Genomic DNA, 17,660 nt, shown 5'->3' with positions numbered 1-17,660 from the left:
TCTCTATTCCATCTCATTACGATTGTATTTTAGCTTTTTACAATTGTTTAACTTTCGCTAAGCCCCAAGACTTATAGAAAGATATATCTACCGCACGATTTCAACAGCGGGTAAATCATTTATTATAAATTTGTAAATTGGGCGAATCAACAGATAACTTTTGTTATAATTTAGAAAGCTAAATTTACAAATCAAAGTTAAGAATGGGAGACGAGCGGCAGTGATGAAATCAATTATTCGATTCAGTATGAAAAATGGTGTGGCTTTATTTCTAGTCGTATTTCTTATGGTTGCGGGAGGTATCTATGCTTTAAAGGAAATTAATATTGAGAAGTATCCTAGTGTAGATATTCCATATTTAACGGTCGTTATTCCATATCCTGGTGCTTCACCAGAGCAGTCCATGAAGGAGATTGGCGAACCTGTTGAGAGAGAACTATTAAATCTGGATGGAGTAGAAAATGTATATACAGACGGAGTTGCAAATGCGGTATACGCAACACTCGAATTTGATATGTCTGTAGATATGAATGAGGCGGAGCAAACTGTCAGAGCAAGTGTTGACAAGATACAATTACCTGAATTAGCTGAAGATCCGTTGTACTATCCATCTGGACCTGAACCTGACCCTACCATTTTCTCGATGGGTATATATGCAGAAGAAGGTCAGGAGAATGTTCAACAATATGTAGAGGAAGAAATCATTCCAAGGATCGAAGTTATTGAAGGGGTAAGTGAAGTTGTAGTAGGCGGTACAGATGATCCAACGGTTTCGATTCGACTTTTTCCTGATGAACTAAAAGAAAAGGGAATTACACTGGATGATATAAAAACGGCGATTTCCGCGAATAATTTGACAATCCCAACTGGAGATATTTCTGTTGGAGATGAAGTGCTACCAGTCCGTGTTAGTAAAGAGCTGAAATCTATTGAGGATGTTGAAAACATTCCATTATTCATGCAGCAGGTAGCGGCTCCAAATGCAACGCCAGAACTTAAATCAGTACGTTTAAGTGAAGTTGCTGAAATAACCTATGATACTGAAAACACAAGTAATATTACACGCATTAATGGAGAACCTGGTGTCAGTTTTGGGATTATAGCAGAGGGTGGAGCAAATACAGTTGAGATAGTTGAGCAAGCAAGAAAAGAAATTGAATCGATTAAGCTTCCAGAAGGCTATGAAGCTGAAATACTTAGAGATCAATCGATTGAAATTGAAGACTCTGTTTATTCGATGCTTCGAGAGGCATTACTTGGTGCATTAATGGCTGTTATTGTAACATTACTATTCTTAAGAAATATCCGTTCAACTATAATTGCAGTTATTTCCATACCTTTATCCATATTGTCATCCTTAATGTTAATGAATGCTTTAGGCTATACATTAAATATAATGACACTTGCGGGGATTGCGGTTGCAGTTGGTAGGGTTGTAGATGACTCTATTGTAGTTATTGAAAATGTGTTTCGCAGAGTAAGAACATCCAAAGATCGGGATGAAAAACTAATCGAGGAAGCTACTAGGGAAGTAGCGTCTGCCATTACCTCTTCAACAATTACAACCGTTGCCGTGTTTTTACCAATGGCATTTGTACCAGGAATTGTAGGAGGATTCTTCAAACCACTCGCATGGACAATCGTAATCTCACTATTGATTTCCCTTGTGGTTGCAATTACGGTTGTACCGCTAATGTCAAAAACGTTTCTATTAAATATGAAACCTAAGGAATATAAAGAAAATGGAATACAAAAAGGATATCGGAAAAGTTTACAGTGGGTGTTAAAACATCGATTTGTTACTTTAACCATTGCATTAGTACTGTTAATAGGGTCCGTCGTATTCATTGCTCCCGGACTTGGTACTACCTTTTTGCCACAAGAAAAATCGAGCAATTATGATGTTGGTATTACAATGCCAAAAGGAACATCCCCTGAATTAACAAATGAAGCAGCAAGTACTGTAGAAGATATATTGCTTACAAGTGATGAAGTAGAGCTTGTCAATACGAATGTAAATGGAGAAAACGAGAATGCTTCCATTTCATTTGTTGTCAAAGAATCGGTTGAAGATGTAGATCGTTTTGCGGAAGACTTACGTGATCAATTTGAAAAAATCCCCAATGTTGCATCCATTTCTTTAACTGGTGTTGGCGGGCTGATTGGAGGAGCAGAGAATCAATACGCACTTGTAGTGAATGGTGCTAACTCTGAAGATATTAAAACGGCAAGTGAGCAGATTGTTACTAGATTACAAGAAGTCGAAGGTATGGCCGACGTTACCTCATCAATAGAGGGAGAAGAACCTGAGATTGAAATGGAATTAGATGTGAATAAACTTGCAGATCATGGTTTAATGCCAGCAATGATTGGCCAGAGCCTGCGTTCACTTATTAATGGTGACGTCATCACAACGATGACGATGGAAGATAAAATGACAGATGTCGTACTAGGCTTAAAAATGGATGAAGTTGCTTCCCTTGAGGATCTAGGCAATCAAGAAATTAACAATGTCATTGGTATACCAGTTGCTATAAATGAGATTGGCGAACTGAAACAGGTCAATAATCCAACTGCAGTTTCCCATCTAAATACAAATGAATATGTCATGATTAGTGGTCTAATTACAGATCAGAACACTGGTGATGTTACAGCTAGAGTGGATGAGGCGATATCTAATCTAGATTTACCAGACAGTGTCAGCTACTATGAACAAGGCACATCGGAAATCATGGCTGATGGGTTTAAGAACTTAGGACTCGCAATCATTGTCAGTATTTTTCTAGTTTATCTCATCATGGTTATTTCTTTTGGAGAAGGCAAAGCACCATTTGTCATCCTGTTCGCTATTCCCTTTTCTATTATCGGCTCACTAATTGGACTATTCATTATGCAAGAGCCAATTGGAATGCCCGCGATGATCGGACTGCTCATGCTGAATGGTATAGTAGTTACAAATGCAATTGTTCTAATTGATAAGGTAAAGAAAAACGAAAAAGTTGGAATGAAGAAGCATCAAGCCCTAATCGAAGCCGGCGTCGTTCGAATACGACCTATATTGATGACGGCAATTGCAACGGTTGGTGCCTTAATTCCAATGGCAATTTCAAGTAATGCTGGAATCGTTTCTAAATCTCTAGCAGTTGTAGTTATTGGAGGACTTTCAACTTCAACAATACTTACACTTTTCATCGTACCGGTACTCTATAGCCTATTTAACCGAGAGAAAAAAGACAAGACAATAAAAGATGAAGAGGAACAACAATTGAAAGTGATGTAAAATAAAGAATAGTGGGGAGTAAAGAAGCCCACTATTCTTTTTTGCATTACTAATCCATATTCAAAAGATACCTGAAATAGCTAAGTCATTAATTCTGATCAATTATTAAGCAATAATAAACTTTTCCACTTTTTTGTTATACATAATTTATACTAGGTTTGGAGAGAGGTAATGCCGATGGAAGGAAAAAGTAAAATACTGATCGTAGAAGACGATTACGAGATTGCCCGCGTTATGAGTGATCATTTAAGAGATGAAGGTTTTCTTATCACATGGGCATCGACAGGGGTTGAGGGATGGGAGGACTTTAAGCAGGATACTTTTTCGATTGTTTTGGTCGATTTAATGCTTCCTGAAATGGATGGATTTACACTTTGTAAGACCATTCGACTGGAAAGTGATGTCCCATTAATCATTGTTAGTGCAAAAAATGAGGATGAAAGCAAAATCCTTGGACTTGATCTTGGTGCCGATGATTATTTAACAAAGCCCTTCAGCTTGAAGGAATTAACAGCAAGAGTGAATTCCCACCTTAGAAGGTATAAACGCTACACGGACAAACATCATAATGGGCAAAAGTCCTATTATAAGCATGATCTAGTAATTGATTTTTTGAATGAAGCGGTATTTTTAAATGAGGAGCTGCTGACACTGACAGCTAAGGAACGGGATATTCTATTTGTACTCGCGAAGAATCCATTTACAACCTTTGAAAAATCGGAACTTTATGAACATGTTTGGCAATTGAAGAACGTAGACGGGAATAACACAATAACGGTTCATATAAAAAGCTTACGAACCAAACTGAAAGATACACAAAGGACAGCAAAATTTATTCAAACAGTTTGGGGTGTCGGCTATCGGTTTATCGGTGAGCACTTAAGATGAAAATTAAAAATTGGCTTATGATAAGTTACTTCATTGTGATGGTATTGCCTATTGCTGCAGTATATTTTCTTTATGTCAGTCTCAGTTACTATGATCAGAAAATAGATTTAAGAGAATATATAGATTTTCAAGACACAGTCTCTAATATAGAATCCCATTTACTAGATGAATCACTTTACAAGATTCAGTCTAATAAAAATTATAAACACCTTGAAAGTCTTACAAATGACAACTTAAAAATAGACCTATATCGTTATGATGGTGTCCAAATATTCTCTTCCATGGATTTTTCAAACTCATATCAGTTATTCAATACAAACACCGAATTACTCTATCAAAATGTAAATGAAATTCAAAAGAGCCCACGAACCTATTCTGTTAAAAAACTTGTCTTTGACGAAGAAAATAGAATTGCTGGGGTATATGAAATCACGGTTGGTCGTAGGGAATGGATAGAAGCATACAATAGAAATACCATTATTATGATTAGTCTATTCAGTATATTTTTTATCGCTTTATATTCCATTATTATCATCCTATTAAATCGAAAGCTCAACCGACCCTTACAAACATTGCAAGCACATATGAATGCATTTGCGAAAGGAAAAGAGCTGGAGCAAAGCCTATCCATTTCTAAGGATGAAATTGGTGAACTAATGATTCATTTTGAGGAAATGAAATTACAAATCAATCAAACGAAAGATGCACTTGCTGCACAACAACAAGAAAAGGAATTCATGGTTGCCTCTCTATCACATGATCTAAAAACACCTTTAACTGTTATCCGAACGTATTCGGAAGCATTGGAAAATAATAATTTGACGAAGGAAGTACAACGTGAGTATAAGCTAATTCTCTTTGAAAAGCTTGATCATATGAAACATATGATTGAAGATCTGGCTTTATACACTTCGCTGCAGTCTTCCCAAAATAAAATTAATCCTGTTCAGGTGAATGGGAATGAGTATTTTGACATGTTGTTTTCCGGTTATGATGAATTATGCGCTAAGAAAGAAATTTCATTAGTATTGAAACAAGAGGTAAAACACTCCTATTTGCTTGACCCAAAACAAATGATTCGAATTGTCGATAATTTGTTGGACAATAGTATTCGCTACACGCCTAAAAATGGCACCATTTGGCTGGCAGCTATTTCATCCAGAAAACCAATACCAGATTGGACCTTCCGCGATTTTTATCATGAACTGGAAGAATGGAGAAAAGAAGGTACGGCAATTTTAATCCAAAATGAAGGAAGCGCTATTCCGAAACATCAGCTCGATCGGATTTTCCAGCCATTCTATCAGGCGGATAAATCAAGGGGCAAAGGTGCAACATCAGGTTTAGGCTTAAGTATTGCAAAGATAATTATGGAAAGACATGAAGGAAAAATAAAAATATGGTCTGCAGAAAATAAAGGAACTTTAATTGCCTGCTGGCTTAAAGAAGGGTGATAACAATGAAGTTAACATTAAACAAATCAGTACTTTTATTAAGTGCTCTGCTATTATTTTTGGGAGGATGTTCCATGGGTATGAATGCTTCTGCTGAAGAGGTTATCCAAAATGTTATCGAATCAGACAAGGATATGAATGACTATTACGGTGAAATGGAAATGAAAATGTTTGATGGAGAAGATTTAATCGATCATGTAAATACTCAAGAATATGTTTCAAAAGAAGGTAAGCGAAAAATATTGACAAAAGATCAACTAAATGACAATGAGATAGTGGCATTGAATGATGGAGAGAAAATGATTATGTATGATAAAGGAAAAGAAGAAGCTTTTGAAATGAATGTTTCCGATATTGACATTTCTGCCTCAATGAATCCCAAAGAACAATTTAAAATGATGATCGAGTCAATGGAGCAAACACATGAATATGAAATAGCTGGCGAGGAAAAGGTACTTGGGTATAACACTTATCATATTAAAGTGAATGCAAAACAAGAGGATAGCTTATTAGGAGATATGGAACTATGGGTCGACCAAAAAACTTGGTTTATTCTTAAAATAACATCGGAAACTGGTAACAGTCGGATGGACTTCGAGTATACAAAACTAGATTTATCACCTGAGTTTAAAGAAAATGTTTTTACCATTGATATCCCTGATCAAATTAATATCGAATCGATTGATGAGAATCTTGCCCCAGATACAGTAACAATAGAAGAAGCAGAAAATGCGTTAGGCAAACCATTTCTCGTATTCTCGGATGATGAAGTAAAACTTAATAACATTCAAATGTACGATTTCACAAAAGAATTAGAACGATATGAACTAGAAATGGAATATACTACAAACGACGATGTTCCAATGTTTTTCCTATCTATATTTCCTGCTCCTGAGGAAGAAGATATAGAAATCAAACCAGGAGAAATGAAGGTTCGTGATAATAATGCAGAGTATGAAGAACAAATAAATAGCATCATGTGGGACGAAGACGGCTTGAGATATTCCATTATCATCACAAACCCCGATATTACTATCGAGGAAGTAATAGAGCTTACTGAGAACATGGTATGGAATTCTGATACAGAGTAAGTTTTTTATCGAGCAGGACAGCGTAATCATTATCCTCCTAACTTAAAAATCTCCTAGCTGAAAAAAATCAGTATTAGGAAGTTTACTTCCTAATACTGATTTTTTCAGTAATTGAGATATAGAAATGATTTATATATAAGAGGAATAGCCTCATTGCTCTAGCCTTCACTCTTGAATTAAGTATAGACAAAACCAATCGTCCCACTGGCTTTTCCTCTAGTCAAAGATGGTCTAAACAATACATCATCGACTTAGGGGCCAGGATGGATTTTATACTCTTTTTCTATATAAAAACTAAACTGCGTAATGAGAGGGTCAATTACTCTCTACTTACACAGTTTAGTTTACATTTTCCCTTGTTCTGGAAGCAGCCTTAGGGAATTTGGCTTTTAATTATTCCTAAATCTAGACATTATCATCATCGTCTGACTCAACTGCCAGAAGGAACGCTCTAAGTTGGTTACTCTAATTTTTACTTGTCCAACTCTAGTCGATGTCTTTTTGTAAAATCCTATAATAGATATCCTAGTTACTATTTGAGTTAAACATTTTTTGATCTAAAGATATTACCGATTTATTAGCTAGTATAAAGTAAATCGACATTGCTAGTAATGCAAGTTCAAGTTCATATCCTGCCATTTGGCCATTGCCAAGGAAGCCAGCTGAAAGTTTCGCTGTAAGAATAGCTCCTGCCATAATCAATGTAAACAATATAGCAATGATTCGTGTTCCAATTCCTAGAACTAATGCAATTCCTCCTACTATTTCTACAATACCAACAACATATGCAAGGAATCCCGGAACACCAATGCTATCAAAATATCCTACTGTATTTGAAATTCCACCTTGAAATTTCGATAATCCATGAATGAAGAATATAAGACCTAACATTGCTCTTAAAATAACTTTCCCAATTTCATTTTTATTCAATTCTGTACTCTCCTTTTGTCACATAATTACTTTCCGTAACTTAGTTTATTATCGAAATTATATTTTGTCAAGTAAGTAAATTACTATTTATTAATAGATAACATATTGTGATATACTAAAATAAAAGAGGTGAAATAAGTGGCGCAACCAACTATTTGTCCAAAGTTTGAAAAAGCCATCTCACTACTAAGTCAAAAATGGACCACATTAGTTATTTATCAGTTGTTATTAGGAACACATCGTTTTAGTGAAATTCAGTCTTCAATTGGTGTAAGTGGGAAAGTTCTATCTAATCGCCTAAAGGATTTAGAAAATCTAGAAATCGTTAAACGTGAGGTAATTCCTGAAACGCCAGTTATTATTGAGTACTCATTAACTGAAAAAGGACGGTCCATGGAGCCCATCATTCGAGACATCGAGAAATGGTCACAGCTTTGGGTAAATGAGGATGCTGAGTTATCCTAACATGATTGTAAAGACATTGCAAAATACATTTCTTATTGAAATGACTTTTGTTAATGTCTTTTCTCTTTTTATGGAATAGATTTTTCTCCTTTACATAAAATGAAACTTTAATCAGTTAGAGATTCTTTTCCTCCCCAACTGAAAATTAGTTGAGCGAATCATACATTTACGGACAGTTGAGTTCCCCAGTTCTCTTTCTTTTCTTTCCTCTAAATCTTAATTTGGTGGTCTTACTGCCCGCTATTTGTAGGATAAAAATGGTTGTCCGAAAAATCGGGTATGTATGAAGGGATTTTTTTAACCCTTGAATTTCATTAAAGAGTATGGGGGATCTTCCTTCTTTTTTCTTCTTTCACCCTGACTTTTCAACTGCTTTTTCGTGATTTGGATAATGGACGAAAGAGTAAATCGAGAAAGGATTAGAATGACAAGGGTTTCACATAGAAAATACCCCGATTTCGCAAATGTTTATTTTAACGAAAACAGGGTCAGAATTGGAAATATTTAGTTTGAATAAGTAAAGGTTAAATTCCTATACTATAATGTGACTCATTCCACTTTTAGTTTTAAAATGAAAATTTTAAACAAGTACCGCTTCTTGTTTTTTTACTTTTTCAGCTTCCTTTGCCATTGCTTCCATTGCTACTTGATTTAGATAATTTACTGGTTTATTGTAATGCGGCTGGAAGAAGAAATCGGTTAATGCTAATTGTTCAATCGTCATATTGTTTGCAATACCAACGCTGATTGTGTTGATTGCCTGCGTAAAGTCTGCATCAGAAATTACTTGCGCACCAACAATGCGATGCGTTTCTGTTTCGTAGACTAATTTTAATTGAATTACTGCATTTTCCGGCATGAATTCTGGACGATAATTATCTCTAATATAAGCACTATCTACAGATAACCCTGCTAATTTGGCAGCACTTTCTGTTAATCCTGTAGATGCAATATTATGATTGTATATTTTTAATCCAGAAGTTCCTTGTGTCCCAGGATGTGCAAGTACAGGTTTTACAAGATTATGAGCTACAAGCGTACCCATTCTTACCGCATTCGTTGCTAATGGAATATATGCCGGCTGCTTTGTTGCATTATTATTTACTGCACAGCAATCACCTGCAGCATACACATCCTTCACACTTGTTTGCATATACTCATCGACTATAATTGCACCATTGCCGAGCATATCTACTTGTCCTTTAAATAATTCAGTATTCGGTCTAAAGCCAATACACATCACAACTAAGTCTGCGTTATATTCACCTTTATCAGTGATCACCTTTTCGACAGTTCCAGTTCCTTCAAATTTTGAAACGGTTTGACCAAGAGCTAAATTAATGCCACGTTGTTCGAAACTTGCTTCAACAGGAGCTGTGAATGTATCATCTAAATAACGATTTAAAATTCTTTCTTCACTATCAATTAATGTTACGTTTTTACCATTTTCCTCAAATGCTTCTACTAGCTCAACACCAATATACCCTGCTCCAACAACGACTACATTTTCAACTGGTTCTGAACGTTTAATGATCTCTTTCGCATGGTTGAAGTTCTTACATAATAAAACATTTTCTAAGTCAGCTCCTGAAATCGGTGGTGTTACAGGCCAAGAACCAGAAGTAATAATCAGCTTGTCATAGCTATAGTCTTTAACTTCATTTGTTTTAATATCTCTTGCTTGTAATTGCTTCTTATTAACATTGCATGATGTCACTTCATGATTCATATGCATGTGTACACCAAGACTCTCAAATTCCTCTACAGAAGCGTAAAAAAGTCCATTTGGATCGTTCACAACACCGCCTACATAAAGGGCAATGCCACAAGACAAGAATGAAACATTATCATTTTTTTCAAAAACGTCAATTTGTGCGTTTGGGTAAAGGTTCAATATATTTTTAATCGCTGCTGTTCCTGCGTGTGTACATCCAATAACTGCTACTTTCATCATTAATCATCCTCCATTTTTATGTTCAATATTTCACAATGTCATGTGAAGTAATTCACATAAATAACTTATAGACATACTATAACATCTTGTTCAATAATTCACAAGTTGTTTTGCTAATTTTTTTCACTTTACATGAGATCCCTCCTTATCAGAGGGATCGATATATTTTAAGGGTATTCTCACATTTTATTAAGATTTCTAAACTGAAGAATCCAGTCGGAAATGTCATTTATAACTTGTTTATCTACATTCTGTGCGACCTTATATTCTTTTTTAGTTTTTAGTATCTTTCCATAAACAGAAGGCATAAACAAATGATTCAAGTCCGGATAAAGTTTAAATGTTGCATTTGGCCTATCACCCAATAAACGTTTGTATCCCTCAAAATCTTTTTCCACTGATACATGGAAATCTTTATCTCCTTGTAAAATTAATACTGGTTTATCCAAAGCGCTGAGATAATTGGTAGATGGGTGTTCACCCATTTCTTTAAAGTAGTAAGCCCTAGTGTACTTCCCCAAAACTGTTGTTGTCTTTGCTTCTTCATCACTTAAATTATAGATGTTGTCAAATTTCAATGATAACTTCGCAATTTGTTTCTTAGCAATTATTTTCAAAATCTTATTCAAAGAATGTAAAACATCGTTATTTTGATCCATCAGAATGTCTTCAAAATTGCGTGGAGAACCACCCATAATAATGATACCAGCAAAGTTTCCGCCTTCTGCATCAATTCGTGGAGCTAACATCCCACCCAAACTATGACCTACAATGAATATTTTATTTGAATCAACCCGTGAATCATTTCGTAAGTAATCAGATGCAAGGATGGCATCTTCAATAGTTTCTTCTTTAACTGATAATCCAGTATCGTTTCTCATTTCTTTGCCATATACGAATGTTCTCTTGTCATAACGTAGCACTGCAATTCCATTTTCCGATAAACCTTCAGCAAGGTCTTTAAACGGGTAATTATTCCCGATTTTTTCATCCATATTTGCTGGACCAGAGCCGTGAACCAAAACAACTGCGGGAAATAATTCATTAGTTTCATCTGGAATGGTCAATATTCCACTAAGTGGGTATTTCGTTTCAGTGCCTATAACAATTTTTTCATTAACCATTGCGTTACCCCCATTAATCAAAAGTCAAAATACTATATTATTTTTTCTGTCCCAACCTTGAAAATCTATTAATTACTTTCATCACCTTCCATGGCTAAATACATTAGCTGTCCAATAATACTGCCAAAAAAGATAATAAAAATCCATATATTCTTGTTAAAGTGTTTGAAATAATTTTGAATTGAAATTCTTCTTAAACAAGTTATCATGATTATTAATCCAATAATAAAAAGAAAAATAGGGAAAACAGTCGGTAGTATTTGCATCATGAAGTATCCTCCCAAGTTACTAATATAGGATATGAAGACAAAATTACGACTCAGAACATGACTAAGTCGTTTATTTTATTTATATTTAAAGTAGATAAATACAATTATAATCTGCTAGTTTCTGTTTCTGCTACACGTTTGACACGTTCCAGGAATTCAACGACCACCTTATCAGATGCAAAGATTAAAAAGACTTTAACAAACCATTTTAATGGACGGTTGGTAGTTGTATATTTTAAATATGTTTTGTTTTCATTAATCTTTTTCAATTCATAGAAAGCAGTGATTTCAAATAGATTGGCAAGTATAAAACCAATTTTCATCTTTTTACGGTCTGGTTCATTCAAATATTCCAGTGTTTCCACATCATATTCTTCGATTCGTTTACCTTCCTTATATTTTTGACGATAGACACTTCCAACCACTTCTTCTGTTATTTTAACAGACTTCTGATCGACGACCTGCGGCATGATTTTTTGCATCTCTTCCAGCGATCCACCAAAAAAACTCCACACCTGTTCAATGGGAGCATTTATTTCTATATCCCTTGTCCACCTTTTCATCATTATTCCTCCATCAGTCCAATTATCAAAGTATTCTTTTTCCTATAGTGAATGTACCATTACTTAGTGATTCATGCTATTGTAAATGCCTTTTTCCCTAGTCAAAATTGAAGGTCTAAACAAAACATCATCGACTTTGGTGCCAGAATTTATTTCATGCTCTTTTCCATATAAAAAACTAAACTGCGAGTGGAAATTAATTACTCTCCACTTACACAGTTTAGTTTACATTACCGTTTTCCTTTACGTCTTTAAAGTAATTATAAATTGTAAAGGATACATCGAATGAATATTGTTGGCTACTAGTACCTTGGTTTTAAAAAAGCTGTATGTTGGCACCATACAGGCCAAAATTGCTATAAAACTTCAAGATTAATCAAAGCTCCTAAACACCTAACCCATATAAACGCTATCACATGTTCCAGCCAATGGTTCATAGAAACAATGTTGTTTGAATTGACCAGTAAAAGGCTGGTCGTACCATGTTGGTGGACATGGGCCAAATGGATTAAAGTACCAAAGGGCATATTTTGCTGGGTGATCTCTCCAAGATTCCAAATTCCTTCTTGCTAATCTTCTTTCAGAGTCTCTGGCTCTTTGATAAAACACATTACCTTTTTGAACAGCTTCAAAAGAGTAATTTCCTCCTTGTACCTGAAAAATGACATCTTCAATTGTTCTCACATCTTTAAAGTCAACACAATCAGCTACAGCACGATTAACAATTACATTTCCGACATACAGCATCCCTTGTCTTCCTTCACCTTCAGCCTCTGCTCTCATCATCCTTGCCATTAAATCAACGTCCGCCTCTCGGTAAGCTACTCTTGCCATTTTTCCACCTCCAGAATATAGTATGAAAAAAAACGCGCATTCATGTGCCTATTTAGAAATAAGTATGCTTTAGCTTTGACTAGCTGACTTGGTACAATAAAAATCTTATATTTATTTTTCTAGCATTCAAGTACCAGTACCCCACCGCTATACAACCTCCTGGGTTCATCATCTTTATAAATGAATTAACCGATTTATTCTCTCTTATCCAACATTACCATCATTTACTATGAGTACACCATTTCCCATCTTCCTAATAATTGTGATTGTCTATTATTCAAAGTAACTCTATTAATTTACTATACCCCTGTTTTCTTCCTAGATACGGTCCACTTCATAACATGACAAAGACTAAGAACTTTTTCTTTGTTTATTGAAGTAATAGATTAGACAAATGATAGGGTAAAGCAGCCCATAGATAGAAAAATCCCTTAGAAAATCATTTTTAACAAAGAGCGAAAAAAAGATGATGCAAAGTAAAAAAAACAATAAGATACTAAACATTGTATAGTAAATATTCCTATAATTCATAGAAATCCTCCTTAATTTTTGATAATTACATCCTATTTTTCTACTCGATGATAGGTGGAGTAAATCTGGAAACACAAAGAAATAGCACAAGCACTGATGCTCATAATGGAACGAGCGACCCAACTTCTATTGTTAGGATTTTCATATTTCGCCAGATTAATAATAGGAAGTATCCAAGCAATTAGTCCAAGTACGAGGCTGCCAAGATTAAGTAGACCAATTATATCTAATTCCCCTTTTGTATTTTTTGTTTCTTGATTCTTGTTCAACAATCCCACTTGCTTAATACTGAAAATAATATTCGAAGATTGTAATCTTATCTATTTAATAAAGAGAAACATCGTTATAAAGTACGTGAGATCTCCCCGTCAATTAATTTAAAATGAATATCAAACGATGTACCTCCATCAATATGTTTTGGAACATCTGATAATTCAAGTACTTCTTTTATATGAATTGGCTTTTGACTATTTGCTTCTAATGTAATTCTAAATGGATATGAATCCGCTAAATTCATGAGTGACTCCATTTGTACTTCTTCATCTCCGAAATCTGAATCTAAAAACTCTAACTCAAATGAAACATCTTCATTGCTATGATTATGCAATATAAAATTACATTCTCCATTTAATAAGTCTTTACTCACTGTCTCAAATTGACAATTACCATCACCATTGTATGAAATTGCAGTAATACCACTAGCTAACGTTTCTTGGTACACTTTAATAAGAAATTGTGGTGTTAATGCATATACTATTGCAACAATTAAAAGAGTCCTAATATGATATTTCTTTAATCCAATAGCAAGTAAAATCATGGCTATTATAAATAATATGGACCCAATTATGCCATGCATAATATATCCATCTCGGTTGCGGATTGGGAACGACATGAATGCAGAACGCACGTCTAACATTACATTATTAGGAAAAGGAAAACATAAATACATACATATACATAAGATAATTGCTGAACTAATGAGTGCTGTTTTACTTCTTATCATCCTCTATTCCCCTCTGAATACGTGTTTTTATCGTACCTAAATGCCTTTTTAAAACTAAGGAAACTTGTTTTATTTCATCAGTGTTTCTTCGATTAACCTGCGCCATTTGTTCCAAAACTCTTTTTTAATATTGTTGCAATGTTCAAAAAACTAAAATGTGGCTTTAGCTTAAGGCCACATAAATCAATATTAGGTAAAGAAAAAAGATCGGCTAAAATGACGATCTCCTTGTTGAACGCTTGCACTAGCAGTTTAATAAACATTTAGTATATTGATTAATTCTATGATTCTTTCATCATTTCCTGGTTCAACGTACACTACCTCTGTATTTTTAATAATATCCTCCATCTCTTCTCGAATTTCGCCTGCGCTCACATTATCAGGACGAGAAAAGCCACCATACCAACGATATGGAATGTTGTACACATTAATTGTGCCATCCCCATTACCACTATAAGTTACTATTCCATCCACTATTCGAGAACCACGTAACTGGATAACATCCTCTGGGTAGCTAACATCGATGTCATCGTCAGGCATAAGTGGTGTCCCAGCTGGAATATGTTGAACACTCAATTCATCTACCTCTTGATTCGGTCCTAACTTCAGCCAAACCCGGGCATATTCAATTTGTTCGCTAGAATATTGGGATAGTGTTTCGATGTCTTCCTTATCATTTGCATTTAAGTCACTATTTTCAGATGAGGTACTTTCCAAATCATTATTAACAGATTCCTCTAAAGTGATGTCATTTGCGGCATCAGTGTCTGATTCCACTAACTCACTTGTAGATATATTTCCATCTGTTTCAATTGTATCTTCTTCTGTTGATTCTAAAACAGAATCATTTTCTAAAGAATCGGTTGTAGGTTCTTCGATTGAATTGTCAGCACAACCTACAAGCATAAATAATGCAGCTGTAAAATAAATAATATGTAATAGCTTTTCCATTCGTTAATACATTCCTTTCATTATTGTAAAACCAATTAAAGATCCTAGAGTATATGTAATTACATAAAATTCACTTGCCTATTCCATTCAACTGATTCGTTTGTTGAACAAGATATGTAATCCCTAATTTAAATAATGTACCCATTGGTTGAATTAGAAAAAGGCGAATTCTATAATTAATCGCACTTCTGGTTTATTTATTTCGATTTTTACTTTCTGAGTATTACGCCGTTTGCAACAACTCCGATAAACCCAAAAATTGCAAAAATATAAGCTACAAAAAATGGTGTAGAAGAAAGTGATTCAGTAAGTAATCTAAACATACCAACACTAAAAACAAGCAAACTACATACGAGTGTAATGATCATTCGAGTTTTATTTTTCACTTTTCAAACCTCCTGAAACTAATTCTTACTTAAATATTAACATATTTATCTTTTTCATAACAATTAAATAATTATCCCGTTGTATTAGTACCATAACTTTCGGATCATAAGAACTAATGCCCCTTACTTTATAGTACATTCCTTTACAAGCTATCTAATCGCCAATTATTTTATCGCTTTCCAAATTGTCCATCTATCTTTTTCAATTATATTAGTATTTGCTGATAATGATTTATCGATATGACTTATAAGTAATTTCAATTCTTCATCGTTTAATTCAGGTAAGATACTTCTTCCAGTTCTTTCACATAAATCCTTTAGCAGTTGATCTTTATCCTCGTATACTTTCCTTGTTTCCCAGAGCTTAACTTCATCTAGCACTTATTGCGTTAGGGTCAGCGTTTTCCAGTATTGCTTCTTTCAGATTTTCTTTTATTTTGGTAACAAACTTAATTCATAATGATAAAATTGTGAATCCCTCACGTATCCATTTCTTTTATATAATTTTTGTGCAGAATAATTATCTGGTGCTGTGCTAAGACTAATACTTTTAGCACCTGTTTCAATGGCGTATTCTTTTGCTTTTTGTAAAAGCATTTCTCCTATTCCTTGTTTCCTGGCTTCTGCATCAACATACAAGTCATTCAATATCCATGCTTTTTTCATAGATATTGACGAAAATGTCGGATATAGTTGAGTAAATCCGACATATCTTTGTTTGTCTTTAACAACAAAGATCACAGAATCCTTGCTTTCTAAGCGTTCTTTTATGTAAGCCTTAGCACCTTCTAAATCTGATGCTTGTTGATAAAACACACGATACATATTAAATAAATGTGATACATCTTCTATATCCTCAATTGCAGCTTGATATATTCTCATTTGAATTTCCTCCCTATTACTTCAATAAAAGAAATCATACATCCCTTTTGAAGTATCACAACTTTTGTGGAATAACTAAAATTTACATCATATCTATTATCACAGTAAAAAATTGATAAACAAAATATCCTGAAAAACCAATTAATACTAATCCTGCAATGACAGAAAATCCTTTAATTATTGATCGACTCATAACCTTTCTAGTAGTAGCTACAATTGTTAATAACCCAATATCATGTAGTAGAATCCCTGTTAAGACACCAGCTGCGATAATTAAAAAACTTGTAGGCTCAGCTGCATTATACGTATTACTTAGTACTGCTCCAAACACACTTAACCAAAAAACAATATTCCCTGGTGATATTGCAACAAGAAATCCATTACGAAAAGAAGAACTTATTGATTTTGTAGGTTTTTCACCTGCTAATGTAATATCCTTATCTGCATTTTTAATAGAATCATAGCCAATTAGAAATAAAAATATGGCACCAATTAACCACATCGGTATTTGGATAAAAGGAAGTTGCAGAATAGAAGCCAGTCCTAAATATAGAGCGACAATTAATACAAGGTCAATCGTCATCCCACCTAACCCAACAGCCCAACCGTGCATAAATCCATTTTTAAGTCCTTGTTTTGTCATTTCTACTGTAATTGCCCCTACTGGCATTGCAATAGCGAGCCCAGCCAAAACATATGTAAAAAATAATACCATTGAACCCACACCTCCATAAAAAGTAAAATCTTTTCTATATTACTATAAAAATCAAAAATATGTATAATTATACCATAAATTTTATAAATATAAATTACATTTTTCATTTCTTTCAGTAATTTTCACTCAATAATTTGGTTCTATACATAAAAAAGGCGTGCGTTCTTTACTTGAGAATCGCACCCTTTAATAACACGCTTATTTTATGAAGTCATCTATCAATTACTCTGTTGTAAGAATTGTGGCGAATTCATCATTCAAGGTGGCCAACGATATATTATGTATTGTTTCAGCATCATAATACATAGCATTTTGGTCTTTCATTCTAAATGCTTCTCTC

The 17,660-nt window shown here is 34.3% G+C and carries 16 protein-coding genes and 2 pseudogenes; 5 read left to right on the top strand and 13 right to left on the bottom strand.

Annotated features, from left to right (window positions below):
• Nucleotides 1-223 precede the first annotated feature (223 nt).
• From CWR48_RS06310 to CWR48_RS06295, 4 genes are all read left to right on the top strand, one after another.
• Nucleotides 224-3,280, top strand: a complete 3,057-nt coding sequence (locus tag CWR48_RS06310; protein ID WP_245976751.1) for an efflux RND transporter permease subunit — start codon at nt 224-226, stop codon at nt 3,278-3,280.
• 177 nt (nt 3,281-3,457) lie between these two features.
• On the top strand, nt 3,458-4,168 hold the full coding sequence (locus CWR48_RS06305) for a response regulator transcription factor (protein WP_115772472.1): 711 nt from the start codon (nt 3,458-3,460) through the stop codon (nt 4,166-4,168).
• A complete protein-coding gene (locus CWR48_RS06300) occupies nt 4,165-5,622 on the top strand; it encodes a sensor histidine kinase (protein ID WP_115772374.1) in 1,458 nt (485 codons plus the stop codon). Before CWR48_RS06305 ends, CWR48_RS06300 begins: the two co-directional genes overlap by 4 nt.
• A gap of 74 nt (nt 5,623-5,696) precedes the next feature.
• Complete coding sequence (locus CWR48_RS06295; RefSeq protein ID WP_115772373.1) at nt 5,697-6,713, top strand: LolA family protein; 1,017 nt, start codon at nt 5,697-5,699, stop codon at nt 6,711-6,713.
• A gap of 525 nt (nt 6,714-7,238) precedes the next feature.
• On the opposite strand, the gene CWR48_RS06290 is transcribed toward CWR48_RS06295, so the two are convergent.
• Nucleotides 7,239-7,643 carry a DoxX family protein gene (locus CWR48_RS06290; RefSeq protein ID WP_115772372.1) on the bottom strand — a complete coding sequence of 135 codons (405 nt, stop codon included), beginning with the start codon at nt 7,641-7,643 and terminating at the stop codon, nt 7,239-7,241.
• A gap of 138 nt (nt 7,644-7,781) precedes the next feature.
• Here CWR48_RS06290 and CWR48_RS06285 point away from each other — a divergent pair, with 138 nt between their 5' ends.
• Entirely contained in the window at nt 7,782-8,108 is a 327-nt protein-coding gene (locus CWR48_RS06285; RefSeq protein WP_115772371.1) for a winged helix-turn-helix transcriptional regulator, read from the top strand.
• 580 nt (nt 8,109-8,688) lie between these two features.
• On the opposite strand, the gene CWR48_RS06280 is transcribed toward CWR48_RS06285, so the two are convergent.
• The 12 genes and pseudogenes from CWR48_RS06280 to CWR48_RS06225 all read right to left on the bottom strand — a co-directional run.
• On the bottom strand, nt 8,689-10,059 hold the full coding sequence (locus CWR48_RS06280; protein WP_115772471.1) for an FAD-dependent oxidoreductase: 1,371 nt from the start codon (nt 10,057-10,059) through the stop codon (nt 8,689-8,691).
• Between the two features lie 182 nt (nt 10,060-10,241).
• Nucleotides 10,242-11,186 (bottom strand): alpha/beta hydrolase family protein, encoded by a 945-nt coding sequence (locus tag CWR48_RS06275; RefSeq protein WP_115772370.1) that lies wholly within the window; start codon nt 11,184-11,186, stop codon nt 10,242-10,244.
• Nucleotides 11,187-11,254: 68 nt separating this feature from the next.
• A complete protein-coding gene (locus CWR48_RS06270) occupies nt 11,255-11,455 on the bottom strand; it encodes a hypothetical protein (protein WP_115772369.1) in 201 nt (66 codons plus the stop codon).
• Nucleotides 11,456-11,559: 104 nt separating this feature from the next.
• A complete protein-coding gene (locus CWR48_RS06265; RefSeq protein WP_342772437.1) occupies nt 11,560-12,021 on the bottom strand; it encodes an SRPBCC family protein in 462 nt (153 codons plus the stop codon).
• A gap of 390 nt (nt 12,022-12,411) precedes the next feature.
• On the bottom strand, nt 12,412-12,852 hold the full coding sequence (locus CWR48_RS06260) for a cell wall hydrolase (RefSeq protein WP_115772367.1): 441 nt from the start codon (nt 12,850-12,852) through the stop codon (nt 12,412-12,414).
• 874 nt (nt 12,853-13,726) lie between these two features.
• Nucleotides 13,727-14,386: a hypothetical protein gene (locus tag CWR48_RS06250; protein ID WP_115772365.1), complete on the bottom strand. Its 660-nt coding sequence runs from the start codon at nt 14,384-14,386 to the stop codon at nt 13,727-13,729.
• A 252-nt stretch (nt 14,387-14,638) separates the two neighbouring features.
• Entirely contained in the window at nt 14,639-15,337 is a 699-nt protein-coding gene (locus CWR48_RS06245; protein WP_115772364.1) for a hypothetical protein, read from the bottom strand.
• A 209-nt stretch (nt 15,338-15,546) separates the two neighbouring features.
• Nucleotides 15,547-15,723 carry a hypothetical protein gene (locus CWR48_RS20380; protein WP_170140713.1) on the bottom strand — a complete coding sequence of 59 codons (177 nt, stop codon included), beginning with the start codon at nt 15,721-15,723 and terminating at the stop codon, nt 15,547-15,549.
• A gap of 165 nt (nt 15,724-15,888) precedes the next feature.
• A pseudogene (locus CWR48_RS21180) lies at nt 15,889-16,101 on the bottom strand (class I SAM-dependent methyltransferase); the annotation flags it as partial.
• A gap of 54 nt (nt 16,102-16,155) precedes the next feature.
• Nucleotides 16,156-16,605: a GNAT family N-acetyltransferase gene (locus tag CWR48_RS06235; protein ID WP_115772363.1), complete on the bottom strand. Its 450-nt coding sequence runs from the start codon at nt 16,603-16,605 to the stop codon at nt 16,156-16,158.
• Nucleotides 16,606-16,687: 82 nt separating this feature from the next.
• Nucleotides 16,688-17,320, bottom strand: coding sequence for a LysE family translocator (locus CWR48_RS06230; protein WP_115772362.1), 633 nt, complete (start codon nt 17,318-17,320; stop codon nt 16,688-16,690).
• A 222-nt stretch (nt 17,321-17,542) separates the two neighbouring features.
• Nucleotides 17,543-17,653 (bottom strand): annotated as a pseudogene (locus tag CWR48_RS06225) (cysteine hydrolase); the annotation flags it as partial.
• Nucleotides 17,654-17,660 lie beyond the last annotated feature (7 nt).

The sequence above is a fragment of the Oceanobacillus arenosus genome, from assembly GCF_003369575.1.
Classification (GTDB): domain Bacteria; phylum Bacillota; class Bacilli; order Bacillales; family Amphibacillaceae; genus Oceanobacillus; species Oceanobacillus arenosus.
Note: the sequence above shows the minus strand (reverse complement) of the source record. Positions and strands in the feature narration are given on the sequence as shown.